The organism is Pseudomonas sp. (assembly GCF_040514055.1).
In the GTDB taxonomy this organism is placed as follows: Bacteria; Pseudomonadota; Gammaproteobacteria; order Pseudomonadales; family Pseudomonadaceae; genus Aquipseudomonas.
In genome coordinates this window covers 1-16,310 of record NZ_JBEVDL010000025.1, presented here as the reverse complement: position 1 = coordinate 16,310, position 16,310 = coordinate 1, and the positions used below count along the sequence as shown (strand labels likewise).

Here is a 16,310-nt window from a genome sequence, read left to right as displayed (position 1 = left end):
GATGGAGCAGTCTGGTAGCTCGTCGGGCTCATAACCCGAAGGTCGTCGGTTCAAATCCGGCTCCCGCAACCAGACAATAAAAGGCCACTTGAAAAAGTGGCCTTTTTTGTGCCCGACATTTGGGCTCGAAGATAAGTCATTGATCCAAAAACCAAAAAAATAGAAAATGGTTGACAGGCGCGCGCCCCACTGTAGAATTGCCGGCGCGGGATGGAGCAGTCTGGTAGCTCGTCGGGCTCATAACCCGAAGGTCGTCGGTTCAAATCCGGCTCCCGCAACCAGACAATAAAAGGCCACTTGAAAAAGTGGCCTTTTTTGTGCGCGTCTGTTTTATCCGACCGCATCCGGCTGTCGTAACATTGGCCGTCACGCCTGGCCCCTCAGCGCGCGCCGCTGCTGCCGGGCCTGACCCTGCTGCTTTCCCTGACTCTGATCGCCTGCCTGTACTTGCTGAGCGGGCCGGAGCCGGCCGCGCTGCACCATTCCCTAACGGGTACCCGGCCCCGCACTGGGCGGCGCCCTGCTGGCAACCGGGCTCCAGCAAACGCTCCGGCGAATGCCGATCTACCAGACGCCTTTGCCGCACTTGCTGGACAGCCAACTGCGCGAGCTGCTGCCAGACCCCGACGGCGACATGCCGGTGGTTGAAGTGTCGGCCCAGGGGGCTAACAGGACGGTCACGCTGTTTTATTCAGGCGGCGGCTGGCGCGACCTGGACCGGGCGGTGGGCGAGGAGATGGCCGAGGAGATGGCCAAGCTGGGATACCCGCTGGTGGGCGTCGATACCTTGCGCTACTTCTGGCAACACAAGTCCCCGGCCGAGGCCGCGGCCGACCTGAGCCGGCTGATGGCCCGCTACCGGCAACACTAGGGCGCCAAGCGGTTTGTGCTGATCGGTTTTTCCTTTGGCGCCGATGTCCTGCCGGCGCTCTACAACCAGCTGCCCGCCGCCGACCAGCAGCAGGTGGACAGCATCCTGCTGCTGGCATTGGCGCGCAGCGGCAGCTTCGAGATCGAAGTCCAGGGCTGGTTGGGCAAGGCCGGCGCCAAGGCTCCCACCGGCCCTGAGGATCAGATCTCCACTTGGGTACCCAGCTCGATCACCCGGTTGACCGGCAGTTTGAAGTAACGCAGGTTGCCGTTGGCATTCTTCAGCAGGAAGGCGAACAGCGCCTCGCGCCAGCGCGCCATACCGATGCGCCGAGTCGGGATCACCGTCTCGCGACTAAGGAAATAGGTGGTGCGCATGGGGCTGAAATCCAGGCCGTCGAGATGGCAGAGAGCCAAGGCGGCCGGCACGTCCGGCTCGTCGACAAAGCCAAAATGCAGGACCACACGGAAAAACCCCTCGCCGTGGGCCGTCACCTCGAAACGCCGCTCCGCGGCCACCCGCGGCTCGTCCTCGTGCACCACCGTCAACAACACCACCTGCTCGTGCAGCACCTGGTTGTGCAGCAGGTTATGCAACAAGGCGTGGGGCACGGCGTCCGAGCGCGCGGTGAGGAACACCGAAGTGCCCTGCACCCGGTGCGGCGGCTGGCTGCGAATACTGGCGATAAACAGCGGCAGCGGCAGCGCGCCTTCGTCGAGGCGCTCGACCAGGATCTGCCGGCCACGCTTCCAGGTGGTCATCAGAATAAACAACGCGATACCGGCCAGCACCGGGAAGGCCCCACCTTCCAGGATTTTCGGCAGGTTGGCGGCGAGGAACAGGCTGTCCACCAGCAGGAACGCCAGCAACATTGGAATGGCCAGCCAGCGCGGGGTTTTCCACATCAGCAGCATGATCGCCGACACCAGCAGGGTATCGATCCACATGGTCGCGGTGACCGCCACCCCGTAGGCCGAGGCCAGGGCGCCGGAGGAGCCGAAACCGATCACCAGCAGCACCACGCCCACCATCAGCGCCCAGTTCACCGTGCCGATATAGATCTGCCCCTGCTCGGCACTGGAGGTGTGCTGGATATGCATGCGCGGCACATAGCCGAGCTGGATCGCCTGGCGGGTCAGGGAGAACGCGCCGGTGATCACCGCCTGGGAGGCGATGATGGTGGCCAGGGTCGACAGCGCCACCAGTGGCAGCAGCGCCCAGGACGGCGCCAGCAGGTAGAAGGGGTTGCGCGCCGCCTCGGGGTTGTCCAGCAACAGCGCGCCCTGGCCGAAATAATTGAGCGTCAATGCCGGCAGCACCAGCACGAACCAGGCCCGCGCAATGGGCTTGCGGCCAAAATGGCCCATGTCCGCATACAGCGCCTCGGCGCCGGTCAAGGCCAGCACCACGGCGCCAAGAATCGCCACGCCGATACCCGGATGGGCCATAAAGAAGTTCGCCGCCCACAGCGGGTTGAGCGCCTGCAACACTTCCGGCCGGCGCAGGATGCCATAGACGCCCAGGGCGCCGAGCACCGCGAACCAGGTCAGCATCACCGGGCCGAACAGGATGCCGATGCGCGCCGTGCCGTGCTTCTGGATCATAAAGAGCCCGACCAGCAGGATCACCGTCACCGGCACCACCCAATGCGACAGCCCGGGCAAGGCCACGTCCAGGCCTTCGACGGCCGACAGCACCGAGATGGCCGGGGTGATCATGCTGTCGCCATAGAACAGCGCCGCACCGAACAGCCCGAGCATCACCAGCACCACATTCAGCCGCGGGTGGGCCAGCGAGGCTCGCCGCGCCAGGGCGGTCAAGGCCATAACGCCGCCCTCGCCCTGGTTGTCAGCCCGCAGGATAAACAGCACATACTTGAGCGACACCACCCAGATCAGCGACCAGAAGATCAGCGACAGGATGCCGAACACCCCGTCATGGTTGGCCTGCACGCCATAATGCCCGGCGAACACCTCCTTCAAGGTGTACAAGGGGCTGGTGCCGATATCGCCATACACCACCCCCACGGCAGCCACCATCAGGCCGATGGGCGTGGAGGTTTTATGACCGGTGTCCTGTTCCTGGGTCGAAACTGCTGTGCTCATGGAAACATCCAGAAAGAAATCTGCCGCGCATCCTGCGCCTGCGCCACGAACAAGGCAACCAGGCGCAGCGGCGTCATACCGGTTTATCGACGGCGAGCGGACCGCCGCGCCCAGGCCATTCCGAGCATCGGCGCTCGGCGAACTGGCTTCTATTTATGGAGCAGCCAGGGGGCTCGGCGCGCCGTCCTGGCGTACCCGCCAGGGTCGCCCCGCGCGACTGACAATTCGCCGAACGTGGCGTTAAACTCGTTGACCAGCGATTGCCCACGCAAAGGCACCCGCTCCCCCTACCCCTCGACAGAACCATCACATGCATTCCGACAGCAGCAAGACCCGTCAACGCATGCCGGTAGTTAAAGAAATACTGGTCGCGGTCATATTCACCTTAATGGTTACCTTGCCGAATCACCTGCTGGGCCATAGCAGCTTCAATATCTTCAACAGTCTGCTGGCCTTCACCTTGACAGCTACAGTGATTTTTCTGGTCATTCACTGCTTTCAAATCAGGCTCGAATTCAAGTCAAAGCCCAGTATCAAGCCTGGGCAGTGAGGGGAGGAAAAATCAGCGTTGCTGCGGTCTGGTCAGTATCCAGCCTGCGCCGCAAAGGGAATCTCCTCGCCTAAGTACGCGTCCACGGCTATGGCCAAGAGAAATGGCGGAGCGACGCCTAGGTGAGATTGCCGATAGGCCACCTATAGCCCGGGACTGTGCATGCCCTTCTGGCACTGTCCGGATAGGCCTTTGAATGCCCCCGCACGCCCGACGGCAGCGCGCGGCACTGGCCAAGCTGCCCGCGTGCCGCTAGAATTGCGCACTTTTTGATCAGAGGCGTGCCAAGCGCCCATCACCGAACGCCTGAGGTTAGCCATGTCCACCCCCCATATCCCGAAAGTCGGCTTTGTCAGCCTGGGCTGCCCCAAGGCGCTGGTCGACTCCGAGCGCATCCTGACGCAACTGCGCATGGAAGGGTACGAGGTCGTGCCGACCTATGAGGACGCCGACGTGGTGGTGGTCAACACTTGCGGCTTTATCGACAGCGCCAAGGCCGAATCCCTGGAAGTGATCGGCGAAGCCCTGGCGGAAAACGGCAAGGTCATAGTCACCGGTTGCATGGGCGTGGATGAAAGCGTGATCCGCAACGTGCACCCCAGCGTGCTGGCCGTGACCGGCCCGCAGCAGTACGAGCAGGTGGTCAACGCCGTGCACGACGCGGTGCCGCCCCGTCAGGACCACAACCCGCTGATCGACCTGGTTCCGCCTCAGGGTATCAAGCTGACCCCGCGTCACTACGCCTACCTGAAGATTTCCGAAGGCTGCAACCACAGCTGCAGCTTCTGCATCATCCCCTCCATGCGCGGCAAGCTGGTCAGCCGGCCGGTGGGCGAGGTGCTGGGCGAGGCCGAGCGCCTGGTCAAGGCCGGGGTCAAGGAACTGCTGGTGATCTCCCAGGACACCAGCGCCTATGGCGTGGACGTGAAGTACAAGACCGATTTCTGGAACGGCCAGCCGGTGAAAACCCGCATGCTGGAGATGTGCGAGGCGTTGAGCAGCATGGGCGTCTGGGTGCGCCTGCACTATGTCTACCCCTACCCCAACGTCGATCACATCATCCCGTTGATGGCGGCCGGCAAGCTGCTGCCCTACCTGGACATCCCGTTCCAGCACGCCAGCCCGAAAGTCCTCAAGGCGATGAAACGCCCCGCGTTCGAAGACAAGACCCTGGCGCGGATCAAAAGCTGGCGCGAGATCTGCCCGCAACTGATCATCCGCTCGACCTTTATCGTCGGTTTCCCCGGCGAGACCGAAGAAGACTTCCAGTACCTGCTGGACTGGCTCACCGAGGCCCAGCTCGACCGCGTCGGCTGCTTCCAGTACTCGCCCGTGGAAGGCGCCCCGGCCAACCTGCTGGACAGCCCGGTCCCGGATGACGTCAAACAGGAGCGCTGGGACCGCTTTATGGCCCATCAGCAGGCCATCAGCAGCGCCCGCCTGCAACTCAAGGTCGGCCAGGACATCGAAGTGCTGATCGACGAAGTGGACGAGGACGGCGCCATTGGCCGCTCCTTCGCCGACGCCCCGGAAATCGACGGTATCGTCTATGTCGACAGCGACCAGGACCTCAAGCCGGGCGACAAGGTCTGGTGCCGAGTGACCAATGCTGACGAATACGACCTCTGGGCCGAAACCCTGTAAGTCGAGTCGCTAAAACAGCCCCGCCCATGCGGGGCTTTTTTATGCACGGCCGCCGGCCAGTGAGTCACCGGTATTGCCACTGCATTCGCCACGCCGCAGGACCGCGATAGAATCGAGAACCAGCCGAGCAAACTGCAACCGCCTCATACCTGCGGCCAACCCTGGCTGATAACCTGGCCCAGGTCGTCGAATGGATACGTCATGGACGATCTCGACTGCCCCACCCCGCCTCAAGGACGCACCGTGCCAACCGACAACCCCTACTCCGCCCCCAGCGCCAGCCTGAATAATGCGCCGGACGCCATCAGCGATGAACGGATCGATGCGCTGCCGGTTTCCGCCAGCTGGAAGCTGCGCTTCAAGGCGATCAACCGCGCCGGTGGCGTGAAGCTGCCGAACTTCAAGTCCCTGCCAAAAAATGAAAGACGCCAGGCCATGCGTTTTAACTTGCTGGCCTTCTTTTTTGGCCCGCTGTACTACGCCAGTAAAGGCATGTGGAAAAAGGCCTTCAGTTATTTCGCCGCGGCCTTTGTATTGGTGCTGCTGCTGGCGCTTATCCTGACAGCCCTGGGTTTCCCTCAGCTGGTCAAATCGCTGCACTTGGGCGTCGCGGCGGCTTTCGCCACGCGGGCCAATCTCGACTTCTATAAAAAAGCGGTCTTGAACGACAATGGCTGGTGGTAACGCCCACCCCTGTTCGCCTCACGGCTGATACCGCCAATAAACACCCTGCCCCTCGCTAACGTCGCGACCGTGATTGCTCGGCAACCGCGTCGCCCATCCCAGGACCCTGCGTTTTATGAATGCCCTGTTGAAACAGAAAATCCTCGCGGTGTGCGCGCACAAGATCGCCCAGAAAGGCCCCGAGGTCGGCCTGTCTTTTTATGCGTTTTTTGCCAACAAAAACGACAACCCCGAGCTGCTGATGGAGGCGGCCGAATGGTGGATCCGCAGCCAGCGCCTGGACCATTTCGAAAAGGCGCTGAAAATCCAACGGCTGGTCAAAGGCCTGGATTGACCCTGGCCACAATGCCATCTCCCCTCAAACCCCTATGACCGGATACCTATGAGCACCCTGGCCGTTCCCCTGATCGCCCTGACCCTGGTTTTTTTCGCCCTGTTTCTGCTGTACAAGCGCCTGGCAACACCTTCCACCAGCGGCGCCGGAGGCAACGCCAAAGCCCTGGAACAACAACTGCTGCAGCGCTGTTTTGGTGACCGGGCCATGGCCAATCGCCTGATCGAGCACGAGTTGGCCAAACGCCAGGGGCTGTCGCGCAGCCAAGCCATCGAATATGCCGCCGCCTCGCTGCAGTTGGATAAGCGATAACAAGGGAGCCCAGGGCGGGGCTGTTTTTCCAAAACAGCTGCGCGGGCCGGGCCCACTCCTATAACCTCCAGGCCAATGGAACGCATCTTGCGAATACCCCGCAGGCATGCACCCGGATCAACTATCGAGCATGGAGCCTCTTATGAACCCGGACGCCTACCGTACCGCCACCCTCGCGGATGTCGATGCGATCGTTCAGTTGGTCAATCACGCCTACCGTCCCGCGCCTGGAGCAGCTGGCTGGACCCATGAGTCCGAACTGGTTTCAGGCGATCGAATCGACCAGCAAGCCGTACGCGATGCCATCTCGAAAGAAGGCTCGATCATATTGCTCGGTATCCAGGAGCTACGGATCGAGGCCTGTATCCAGATCGAAAAAACCGCGGACGCCAGCTATATTGGCATGCTGGCGGTTAACCCTCGACTGCAGGGCATCAACCTGGGCAAACGCATGCTTGCACAGGCGGAAGCCTTGGCCCAAACGCGTTTCGGCTCGCAAAAATTCATTCTGGTGGTGGTTTCAGCACGCAGCGAGCTGATCGCCTTCTATCTGAGACGCGGTTATCAGAGAACTGGCGTGCTAATGGAATACCCCTTGTCTGCCGCTGTCGGCACGCCCAAATTTGCTGATCTCAAGATCGAACGCCTGGAGAAATACGCGAACGCTGTTTGATCAGCCTCACCACCAACCGCTTGCCCCGCGGCTATTCGCGGCCAAGGCAGCACGCCGCCCACATGCGGAGGCACTCCGGTGCAAGCCCGCGAGATACCGGCCAGCTTGCGCGCGGCTCTTTGCTTCAGGTCTCTGGACTCTCTGGATGCAAAACCGGCCAGCCGGTCGCCCGCGCGGGCCCTGAGCGCCAGTCGCCTTCCGGACGCTTTTCAACGGTTCAATGAGCGGGACATCTACAATGAAATCCCTCCCTGGTTTCGCGCTGCTGAGTGCCACGATGCTCCTGGGACTATGCGCCTGCGATGCCCTTGACCAAGCGCCACTGGGCACTCTGCCCGCGCCCGCCTCGGCGCTGGCGCCGGAGAACAGCCGGATCAGCGTGCAGCTGCTCGCGCCGACGGCGGTGACCAGCGCGCGCTGGCAGGTCGCCATCAGTGCCCACTATCAACCCTTGGAGCCGGGGGCTCCGGGCACTCAGGTGACGAGCACCCGCTTCGGTAACTGCCAGGCCAGCTCGGGCAGGCGCGTAGACCTCATCCCTTCCTTCAGCAGATGCGAGCGCACCGTCGAACGCAGCGTCGAACGCGACCTGCCGCCACAACAGGTCAGCCTGGCGGGCGAGCGCAGCCTGAATCTGGATTTCGATCCGCTGCTCGACGACGGCGGAGCGCGCTTTCGCATTGCTGCCCTGTACCTGAAGCTGCTGCCCTGCGACGCCGGATGCGAGTCGATTCATCTGGAAGTGCCCCTGTCCTGTTACGCCGAGGACCGTACCCGCGAAATCCTTGCCGGCGACATGCAGCTCCTCTACACCCCTGGCGCGCACCAGGAGCCGGCCACCAGCGACTGCGCCCTGAAAAAGGGGCACTGGCCGGGGTGGGCCACCCGGGAGGTGGTTCAGGCGCGTATTCGTGGCCACTTCGGCGGCGAGCAACACCACGCGCCTCACGACCTGCTCGACCGTTTCAACGCCATCCCGACCCAGGCCGGTGGTTGGCGCTGGAACCCCATCGCCGGGATCAACACTTTTCAGGACTTCTGCCCCGCCGGCGAGGGCGGTTACGACAACAGCGCATTCACCGCGCAATTAAGCGCCGCGCAGGGCTGGCCCCATGCGCCCGACGTCGAGTTCATGGTCTACAGCACGTCCGCGGGCGAGGTCTGCGCCATCTGGCTGGACGGCAGCCAGCCGGAAAACGACTTGGTCAGCCGCGTGCGCTATTTCTACGAATTCGCCAACGGCCACCTGGTGCAGGTCCGCACCGACGAACCGGATAACCTGGAGCGGACCTGGCGCTATGTCGACGACCAGCCCATGGAATACATCCACAAGCAGGACCCCGACTCGATCGCCGGCGAAGCCACTATCCGCTACTGGCATCGCCTGGCCGCCGAGGAATGGCCGGCCCTGATGGACTACGCCCCCGACCTTGAGGCGTTTGCCGCCCAGCAAGCCTTCGCACAGCAGTTGCTGGATCTGTACCAGGCGCAAAAAAGCCGCCCCTAGGTCGCCGAACGCCCGGCACCGGCGCTTCGTAATACGCATCTGCGTGAGTAAACTGCCTCTCCCCGCGCGCCGTATCGAACTCCGGCCGGCGCGGCCGGACTAAGGTCTATCAACGGACAAGCGCCGGTCATTTCTCCGCCCTCGTCCATGCCTGGGCGCTGTACCCTCGCCTGTTTACCTGCCAGCGATTGCGAAGCCCCTATGCCGTTCTGGAAACACCAGCTGAACCGCCTGCTCGAGCTGATTCGGCGCTACCCGGGCGTAATCGCCGCCTTTGGCTTCGTTTCCGGGATCGCCAGCTTTATCCTGGTCGACCGCCAGGAGGGCGCCGCCCGTATCATCGCCGTGGCCATGCTGATCAGCTGGGTCTGGCTGACCCTGGAAAACCTGCTGACCCGCAGCATCGCCCGCTGGTTCGGCTTCGAGTTGCCGCCACCGGTGCTGCGCTACGCGACCCAGATGATCCACCAGGAAAGCCTGTTTTTCGTCTTGCCGTTTTTTGCCATCACCACCAGTTGGAACAGCGGCCAGGCCCTGTTCACCGGCTTGCTGGGCGCCGCGGCGCTGGTCTCGATCATCGACCCGCTGTACTACAAGTGGCTGGCGCCACGCCGCTGGGTGTACCTGGCGTATCACACCCTGGCCCTGTTCGCGGTGCTGTTGACCGCCCTGCCGATCATCCTGCAACTGACCACCTCGCAGAGTTATCAGCTGGCCATTGGTGTGGCCGTGCTGCTGTCGTTCCCCAGCCTGGTGCGCAGCATCAATGTGCCGAACTGGTGGCGCATCCCCCTGGTGCTGGGCATGGCGTTGGCGCTGGGCGGCGCCGGCTGGTTGTTGCGCACCTGGGTACCACCCGCGACGCTGTGGCTGACCGAGCAGGTCACCAGCACCGAACTGGACACGCAACAACGGCTTCCAGGCGCGCCGCTGCGCCAGATCAGCCTCGCCAAGCTGCGCAGCGAGGGGCTGTACGCCTACACCGCGATCAGCGCGCCGCGGGGCCTCAACGAGCGCATTTACCACGTCTGGCGCCGGCCCGGGGAAAACAGCGAAAAAGGCGATCGCATCGCCCTGGATATCCATGGCGGGCGCAAGGAAGGCTACCGCGCCTGGACCCACAAGCAGAACTTCCCCGAGAACGCGCTGGGCCGTTGGCAGGTGCAAGTGGTGACCGAAGACGGGCAACTGATTGGCGTGTTGCGTTTCCTGGTGGTGGAGTAGCCCATTCGCCGCGCCAGGCCCCCAGAATCGGCCAGGGCAGGTACAATGGTGGTCCATGCCTCTTGCAGCCTTTGCCATGACCGAACCCGTCCGCCTGTCCAAACGCCTTGTCGAGCTGATCGGCTGCTCCCGTCGCGAAGCCGAGCAATATATCGAGGGCGGTTGGGTGTTGGTGGATGGGCAGGTGATCGACGAACCCCAGTTCAAGGTCGCCGCCGAGCGCGTCGAACTGGCCGCCGACGCGCGCCTGGCGCCCGCCGAGCCGATGACCCTGCTGCTGCACAAACCCGTCGGGATCGACACCCTCAAGGATTTCTCGGCGGCCCTGCAACTGATCACCGCCGATTCGCGTTGGCCCGACGACCGTGCCGAGATCCGCACGCTCAAGGGCCATTTCGCCCGCCTGGAAGGCGTCGCGCCCCTGGGCGCCGAGGCCAGCGGTCTGGTGGTGTTCACCCAGGACTGGCGGATCGTCCGCAAATTGACCGACGACGCTGGCAAGATCGAGCAGGAGTTCGTGGTGGAGGTCGCCGGCGAGATCGCCCAGCATGGGCTGAACCGGCTCAATCATGGCCTGACCTACAAGGGCTGGACCCTGCCACCGGCCAAGGCCAGCTGGCAGAGCGAGAACCGCCTGCGCTTCGCCCTCAAGGCGGCCCAGCCCGGCCAGATCGCCCAGATGTGCGCCGCTGTGGGCCTGACCCCGATGGCGATCAAGCGCCTGCGCATCGGCGGTGTGCCGCTGGCCAAGGTCCAGCCCGGCCAGTGGCGCTACCTGGCGCCCGGCGAAAAATTCTAATAGTCGCGCGCCCAGTGGCGCGTCGGCAGTTTCCCGGCAGACAACTTCTGCCCGCGGCCAGGCACCGAACCGCCCGGCCGCGTTTCGACCCTTTCAGGATTGCCCCATGATCAACAACGATGTACTGCGCAGCGTGCGTTATATGCTCGATATCAGCGACGCCAAGGTGGTCGAGATCACTCGCCTCGGCGGGCTGGAGCTGGACAAGAACGACCTGGTCGCCTACCTCAAGAAGGACGAAGACGAAGAGCACCGGATCTGCCCCGACGAGGTGCTGGCGCACTTTCTCGACGGCCTGGTGATCTTCAAGCGCGGCAAGAACGACAGCCTGCCGGTTCACCCGGTGGAATTGCCGGTGACCAACAATACCGTGCTGAAAAAGCTGCGAGTGGCCTTCGAGCTCAAGGAAGAGGACTTGCACGCGATCCTCAAGGCCGCGGAATTTCCGGTCAGCAAACCCGAGCTCAGCGCCCTGTTCCGCAAGTTCGGCCACAGCAACTACCGCACCTGCGGCGACCAGTTGCTGCGCAATTTCCTCAAGGGCCTGACCCTGCGCGTCCGCGGCTAAGTCGCCTGGGCACCCCGCCGGCATCCATACGCCGGCATTCCCCGGGTGCATGATGCCTGCGCCCGGCGCGCCAGCCCTCTAGGGTAAGGTCTTTCCCTCCGCGAAGGACGTCCCATGCACCCGTATTTCTCCCTCCAGGGCCGTACCGCCCTGGTCACCGGTGGCACCCGCGGCATCGGCAAGATGATCGCCCAGGGCTTTGTCGAAGCCGGCGCCACCGTCTATATCTGCGCCCGCGACCCGCAGGCCTGTACGGACACCGCCGCAGAGCTCTCGGCGCTGGGAGACTGCCGCGCGTTGCCCGCCAACCTGGCCAATGAAGCAGGCATCCAGGCCCTGGGTGCCCAGCTGGCCAGCCAAATCGAGCGCCTGGATATCCTGGTGAACAATGCCGGCACCACCTGGGGCGCGCCCCTGGAAAGCTACCCGGCCCAGGGCTGGGAAAAAGTACTGCAGCTGAACGTGACCTCGGTGTTCGGCTGCATCCAGCAGTTATTGCCGCTGCTGCGCAAGGCCGGTACTGCCGAAACGCCGGCACGGGTGATCAATATCGGCTCGGTCGCCGGCATCAGCTCCTTCGGCGAACAGGCCTATGCCTACGGACCGAGCAAGGCCGCGTTGCACCAACTGTCGCGCATCCTGGCCCGCGAGCTGGTGAGCCAGCATATCAACGTCAATGTCATCGCCCCGGGACGCTTCCCCAGCAAGATGACCCGCCATATCGCCGAGGACGAACAGGCCCTGGCCGCCGACACCGCGCAGATCCCCATGGGCCGCTGGGGCCGCGAAGCGGAGATGGCGGCGCTGGCGATCAGCCTGGCCAGCACCGCGGGCGCCTATATGACCGGTGCCATTATCCCTATCGACGGGGGCTTCAGCCTGTGAAAATCCGCACGCCACTGCAGCGAACCTTTTTGCTGCATCCTGTTATCCCCAGGGCCTTATTCAAGGATAGAGCTAACGACGCTTAGCTCGGCTCACCCGGCAAGTACCTGGTATACCGCGCTACGGTTGGGGAGGTAATCGAAGCGCGCCGGTTACAGCATTCGGGGCGGGAGACGGGTACTGAGGTGGCCGTAGGGCCGCTTACAAATGATCCGAAAACAGTATGGGCAGCGCCGCGCTGGCAGCCAGAATATCGGTCGGTTTGATGCCAAGCAGTTTCCGGCAACTGTTGCTGAAATGCGCGGAGTCGCTGAAGCCGGCCATCAGCGCCGCCTCGGTCAGCGACAGGCCCTGGCTGATAAAACCGACCAGCGCACGTAAGCGCAGCCACACTCGATAACGCCTGAGCGGCAGTCCAATCTCCTGCTTGAACAGCGCGCTCAGGCGGCTCGGCGACAGGCAAACGGACGCAGCCAATTCTTGCGCGGTAAAGTTGTATTGGGGTTGCGCTTGCATCGCGACCAGCACCTTGATGACCCGTGGATCGGTGGGACTCGATTCGAGCTTTTCTGGCAACAGTCGCCGCACGATCTGCCCCAGCATGCTCTCGCCGTCCTGCAGCCCCTCGATGCCCGACAGCCAGTCACTGGCAATCTGCGCGGCCGCGCTCAGCACGTCGGTGGACAGCTTGTAGCGCACCCGCAGCTGCTGATAGCACCGACTCTGCGTCTCGAAAAACAGCACGGCAACCGGATGTCCACCAAAGGCCAAGGCATGTTCGACTCCCGCGGGCACGAACAATTGATCGTACGGATGCCATGGGCTATCGGCGTCACCTCGAGCCCGAATGGGTGCATGCAGCCCTAGGCAAAGTGCGCTGGTGCTATGCCGATGCTGGCCGATGTCGGGCAGCGGCCCGATATAGAGGGTGAGTTGGTTGCCCAGGATCAGGATATTCTGCACGGAGGTCTCAACGTCAGTTCGTTCTTACAAGTGTCCTTGCCCTGGCGCCGAGTAAGTTAGGCGATATCAATCAGGCAACGAGGCAGTCCCATGAACGCGTTCAGCCCCTCACAAACAAGCGGTTTTCTCGCTCAGGAGCATCGATTCGCCGATGTCGAAGGGTTGCGCATCGGCTACCGAGACCATGGTACAGGCCCGGTGCTGGTGATGCTGCACGGTTGGCCGCTGAACGGCGACACCTTCGCGCCACTGGTCGATGCACTCGCCGCCCGCTTCCGCTGCATAGTGCCGGACCTGCCGGGGGCCGGCGTCAGCCGCTGGTCAACCCGTCACGACCTGAGTCCGGTCGGTCAGGCTCAGCTGCTGCTCGGCCTGCTTGCGACCCTGGGCATCGAGGCTTACAGCGTGCTAGGCAATGACAGTGGCGGGATAACCGCGCGCTACCTGGCCTATTGGGGCGCCACCCAGGTCGACAAATTGATCCTGCTGAACACGGAAATACCGGGGCATCGTGCGCCCAACCAGCAGCTGTACAAGCAGCTGGCGCGCTGGCTGCCGGGCTACAACGCGATTGCCCGTATCCAGCTGAAAAATGCCGCCTACCTGTGCTCGAAACTGAGTTTTGGCGGGACGCTCTACGATCACCAGCATTTGCTCGGCAGCTTCAATCGACGGTTTATTGCGCCACTGACCCGCTCGGCACAGGCCATGGACGAAGCCCGCCGTTCCTTTATTGCGGTGCTCGATTGGCCGCAGCTCGATGCGCTGAGCCAGATCCACGGCGCAATCAAAGCCCAGACGCTGCTGATCTGGGGACGCCAGGACGATACGTTCCCCGAAGTGCACGCCCTGGAAATGAGTCAAGGTTTCGGCAATCTTGCTGGTTTTATCAGCATCGACAAAGCCCGCCTGTATGTCCATGAAGATCAGCCTGAACAGGTGATCCGCCATCTGACGGCGTTCCTGGATAAACATCCCCAGGCTGAACAAACTCCCATTTGACAGACGCCCCCCTGACCCGCGTCGTCCGCTACCGAAAACGACAACAGCGGCCAGCACCGCGGGCGCATATATGACCGGTGCCATTATCCCTATCGACGGGGGCTTTAGCCTGTGAGCCGCGCCGTTTGAGGAGGCGCTACAGGCTCTGGCGCGGCTTGCGGTGGCGCCCCAGGGGTGTAGGCTGACGCCTGTCACCCCGCAGATAAACAGGAGCAACGCCCGTGTCCTACCGCTGTTGCCTGGCCCTGCTGGCGCTGTTGGCCCTGCCCTGCGCTGCGGCACCGGCGCCCTGGTACCAATGGCGCAGCCTGGCCGATGGCGCGCTGTTCTGCGCCCAGTTCAGCCCCGGTGCTGGCTGGGAGCGCGTCGCCGGCCCCTTCGACAACGCCCGTTGCGCCGAGCAGCCGGGACGCAGCCTGCTCTAAGACCCTGGGTTGCCCTCGGCACGGGTTATCATGCCCGCCCCTGACCCGCGGCCGTCGTCATGTCCTACTCCGTTTCGCCCATCGGCTTTATGCGCTCCTGCTTCAAGGAGAAATTCGCCATTCCCCGCCAGCCGCACCTGGCCCCGGCGGCCCGCGGGGTGCTGGAGTTGGTCGCGCCCTTCGACCAGGCCGAGGCCCTGGACGGTCTGGAACAGGTCAGCCATGTCTGGCTGCTGTTTCTCTTCCACCAGACCCTGGAAGACACACCGCGCCTGAAGGTGCGTCCGCCGCGCCTGGGCGGCAACAAATCTCAGGGCGTATTCGCCACCCGGGCCACCCACAGGCCCAACGGCATCGGCCAATCGGTGGTCAAGCTGGAGCGGTTCGAGGCCGGGCGCTTGTGGCTGTCCGGCATCGACTTGCTGGACGGCACCCCGGTGCTCGACATCAAGCCCTATGTGCCCTATGCCGACCGGGTCGAGAGCGCCATCAACCGGATGGCCGAGGCGGCCCCGGTGCTGATCGCGGTGGACTGGGCGCCGGCCGCCCTGCTCCAGGCCCAGAGCCAAGGGCAGCGCCTGGACGAGCCGTTGGTGGCGCTGATCGAGCAGTGCCTGGCCCAGGACCCACGCCCGGCCTACCAGCAGCCGCTGCCCGAGCGGCGTTACGGCACTCGCCTGTGGGACGTCGAGGTGCGCTGGCACTACCCCGAACCGCGCCGCATCTGCGTGCTGGACGTGCTGCCCGCCGGGCCCGAGGTGGCATAAAAAAACCCGCCAACAGGCGGGTTTTTTATCACATGGACGAACGCTTCACTTCTCGACGAAGGCACGCTCGATCAGGTAATCGCCGGGCTCGCCCATGCGCGCGGAAATTTTCAGGCCGAAGCTGTCGAGTACCGCGCTGGTCTCGTCGAGCATGCTCGGGCTGCCGCAGATCATGGCGCGGTCGTCCTGCGGGTTGATCGGCGGCAGGCCGATATCGCTGAACAACTTGCCGCTGCGCATCAAGTCGGTCAGGCGACCTTCATTTTCGAATGGCTCGCGGGTCACGGTCGGGTAGTAAATCAACTTGTCACGCAGGGCATCACCGAAAAACTCGTTCTGCGGCAAATGCTCGGTGATGAATTCGCGGTAAGCGACTTCGTTGACGTAACGTACGCCGTGGCACAGGATCACTTTCTCGAAACGCTCGTAGGTTTCCGGGTCCTGGATGACGCTCATGAATGGCGCCAGACCGGTACCGGTGCTGAGCAGGTAAAGGTGCTTGCCCGGCTTCAGATCATCCAGTACCAGCGTGCCGGTAGGCTTCTTGCTGATGATGATCTCGTCGCCTTCCTTCAGGTGCTGCAACTGGGAGGTCAGCGGACCATCAGGTACCTTGATGCTGAAGAACTCGAGATGTTCTTCCCAGTTCGGGCTGGCGATCGAGTAAGCGCGCATGAGCGGCCGGCCGTTGGGCTGTTGCAGGCCGATCATCACGAACTGACCGTTCTCGAAGCGCAGACCCGGGTCGCGGGTGCACTTGAAGCTGAACAGAGTGTCGTTCCAGTGATGAACACTGAGGACACGCTCGTGGTTCATGTTGCTCATGTACGTGGGACTCCTGGAGATTTTGCCTGCACCGCTGATGTGCGCAATTGCATCGCATTCTAATGGCAGCGACAATATCTGTTAAATGGATTATTAAGATAAGGGTTATCGGTTATATAGATATGCGATTTACTCTCCGTCAACTTCAAGTATTCGTCGCCGTCGCCCAGCA

17 protein-coding genes, 1 tRNA gene and 2 pseudogenes are annotated in these 16,310 nt (G+C 63.0%); 17 read left to right on the top strand and 3 right to left on the bottom strand.

Going from position 1 to position 16,310, the window contains the following annotated elements:
• Positions 1-204 precede the first annotated feature (204 nt).
• Together ABWY06_RS06235 and ABWY06_RS06230 are read left to right on the top strand one after the other, a co-directional pair.
• Positions 205-281, top strand: a tRNA-Met gene (locus ABWY06_RS06235).
• A gap of 284 nt (positions 282-565) precedes the next feature.
• Positions 566-1,069: pseudogene (locus ABWY06_RS06230) on the top strand (AcvB/VirJ family lysyl-phosphatidylglycerol hydrolase); the annotation flags it as partial.
• 2 nt (positions 1,070-1,071) lie between these two features.
• On the opposite strand, the gene ABWY06_RS06225 reads toward ABWY06_RS06230, so the two are convergent.
• Positions 1,072-2,976: a potassium transporter Kup gene (locus ABWY06_RS06225; protein WP_353924694.1), complete on the bottom strand. Its 1,905-nt coding sequence runs from the start codon at positions 2,974-2,976 to the stop codon at positions 1,072-1,074.
• A 310-nt stretch (positions 2,977-3,286) separates the two neighbouring features.
• Here ABWY06_RS06225 and ABWY06_RS06220 point away from each other — a divergent pair, with 310 nt between their 5' ends.
• The 11 genes from ABWY06_RS06220 to ABWY06_RS06170 all read left to right on the top strand — a co-directional run bounded on the left by ABWY06_RS06220 (position 3,287) and on the right by ABWY06_RS06170 (position 12,156).
• Entirely contained in the window at positions 3,287-3,526 is a 240-nt protein-coding gene (locus ABWY06_RS06220) for a hypothetical protein (RefSeq protein WP_353924693.1), read from the top strand.
• Positions 3,527-3,844: 318 nt separating this feature from the next.
• On the top strand, positions 3,845-5,170 hold the full coding sequence (rimO, locus tag ABWY06_RS06215) for a 30S ribosomal protein S12 methylthiotransferase RimO (RefSeq protein WP_353924692.1): 1,326 nt from the start codon (positions 3,845-3,847) through the stop codon (positions 5,168-5,170).
• A gap of 201 nt (positions 5,171-5,371) precedes the next feature.
• The gene (locus ABWY06_RS06210) at positions 5,372-5,854 is read left to right on the top strand and encodes a DUF2628 domain-containing protein (protein WP_353924691.1); all 483 of its coding nucleotides are present in this window, start codon (positions 5,372-5,374) and stop codon (positions 5,852-5,854) included.
• Between the two features lie 115 nt (positions 5,855-5,969).
• Positions 5,970-6,188: a DUF6500 family protein gene (locus ABWY06_RS06205; protein WP_353924690.1), complete on the top strand. Its 219-nt coding sequence runs from the start codon at positions 5,970-5,972 to the stop codon at positions 6,186-6,188.
• Positions 6,189-6,236: 48 nt separating this feature from the next.
• Positions 6,237-6,500 (top strand): hypothetical protein, encoded by a 264-nt coding sequence (locus tag ABWY06_RS06200; protein WP_353924689.1) that lies wholly within the window; start codon positions 6,237-6,239, stop codon positions 6,498-6,500.
• 142 nt (positions 6,501-6,642) lie between these two features.
• Positions 6,643-7,173: a GNAT family N-acetyltransferase gene (locus tag ABWY06_RS06195; protein WP_353924688.1), complete on the top strand. Its 531-nt coding sequence runs from the start codon at positions 6,643-6,645 to the stop codon at positions 7,171-7,173.
• Positions 7,174-7,411: 238 nt separating this feature from the next.
• Positions 7,412-8,680, top strand: a complete 1,269-nt coding sequence (locus ABWY06_RS06190) for a hypothetical protein (protein WP_353924687.1) — start codon at positions 7,412-7,414, stop codon at positions 8,678-8,680.
• A gap of 201 nt (positions 8,681-8,881) precedes the next feature.
• Positions 8,882-9,904, top strand: coding sequence for a DUF5924 family protein (locus ABWY06_RS06185; RefSeq protein WP_353924686.1), 1,023 nt, complete (start codon positions 8,882-8,884; stop codon positions 9,902-9,904).
• Between the two features lie 55 nt (positions 9,905-9,959).
• Positions 9,960-10,703 carry an rRNA pseudouridine synthase gene (locus tag ABWY06_RS06180; protein WP_502948154.1) on the top strand — a complete coding sequence of 248 codons (744 nt, stop codon included), beginning with the start codon at positions 9,960-9,962 and terminating at the stop codon, positions 10,701-10,703.
• Between the two features lie 106 nt (positions 10,704-10,809).
• On the top strand, positions 10,810-11,271 hold the full coding sequence (locus ABWY06_RS06175) for a YehS family protein (RefSeq protein ID WP_353924684.1): 462 nt from the start codon (positions 10,810-10,812) through the stop codon (positions 11,269-11,271).
• A gap of 114 nt (positions 11,272-11,385) precedes the next feature.
• The gene (locus ABWY06_RS06170) at positions 11,386-12,156 is read left to right on the top strand and encodes an SDR family oxidoreductase (protein ID WP_353924683.1); all 771 of its coding nucleotides are present in this window, start codon (positions 11,386-11,388) and stop codon (positions 12,154-12,156) included.
• A gap of 201 nt (positions 12,157-12,357) precedes the next feature.
• Here the strand turns inward: ABWY06_RS06170 and ABWY06_RS06165 are convergent, their stop codons facing one another.
• Entirely contained in the window at positions 12,358-13,119 is a 762-nt protein-coding gene (locus tag ABWY06_RS06165) for a helix-turn-helix domain-containing protein (protein ID WP_353924682.1), read from the bottom strand.
• A gap of 90 nt (positions 13,120-13,209) precedes the next feature.
• Here ABWY06_RS06165 and ABWY06_RS06160 point away from each other — a divergent pair, with 90 nt between their 5' ends.
• From ABWY06_RS06160 to tsaA, 3 genes are all read left to right on the top strand, one after another.
• Positions 13,210-14,121 carry an alpha/beta fold hydrolase gene (locus ABWY06_RS06160; protein WP_353924681.1) on the top strand — a complete coding sequence of 304 codons (912 nt, stop codon included), beginning with the start codon at positions 13,210-13,212 and terminating at the stop codon, positions 14,119-14,121.
• A gap of 221 nt (positions 14,122-14,342) precedes the next feature.
• The gene (locus ABWY06_RS06155) at positions 14,343-14,546 is read left to right on the top strand and encodes a hypothetical protein (protein WP_502948153.1); all 204 of its coding nucleotides are present in this window, start codon (positions 14,343-14,345) and stop codon (positions 14,544-14,546) included.
• Positions 14,547-14,605: 59 nt separating this feature from the next.
• Entirely contained in the window at positions 14,606-15,313 is a 708-nt protein-coding gene (gene tsaA / locus ABWY06_RS06150; protein WP_353924680.1) for a tRNA (N6-threonylcarbamoyladenosine(37)-N6)-methyltransferase TrmO, read from the top strand.
• Between the two features lie 45 nt (positions 15,314-15,358).
• On the opposite strand, the gene fpr is transcribed toward tsaA, so the two are convergent.
• Positions 15,359-16,138 carry a ferredoxin-NADP reductase gene (gene fpr / locus ABWY06_RS06145; RefSeq protein WP_353924679.1) on the bottom strand — a complete coding sequence of 260 codons (780 nt, stop codon included), beginning with the start codon at positions 16,136-16,138 and terminating at the stop codon, positions 15,359-15,361.
• 62 nt (positions 16,139-16,200) lie between these two features.
• Here fpr and ABWY06_RS06140 point away from each other — a divergent pair.
• Positions 16,201-16,310: pseudogene (locus tag ABWY06_RS06140) on the top strand (LysR family transcriptional regulator); the annotation flags it as partial.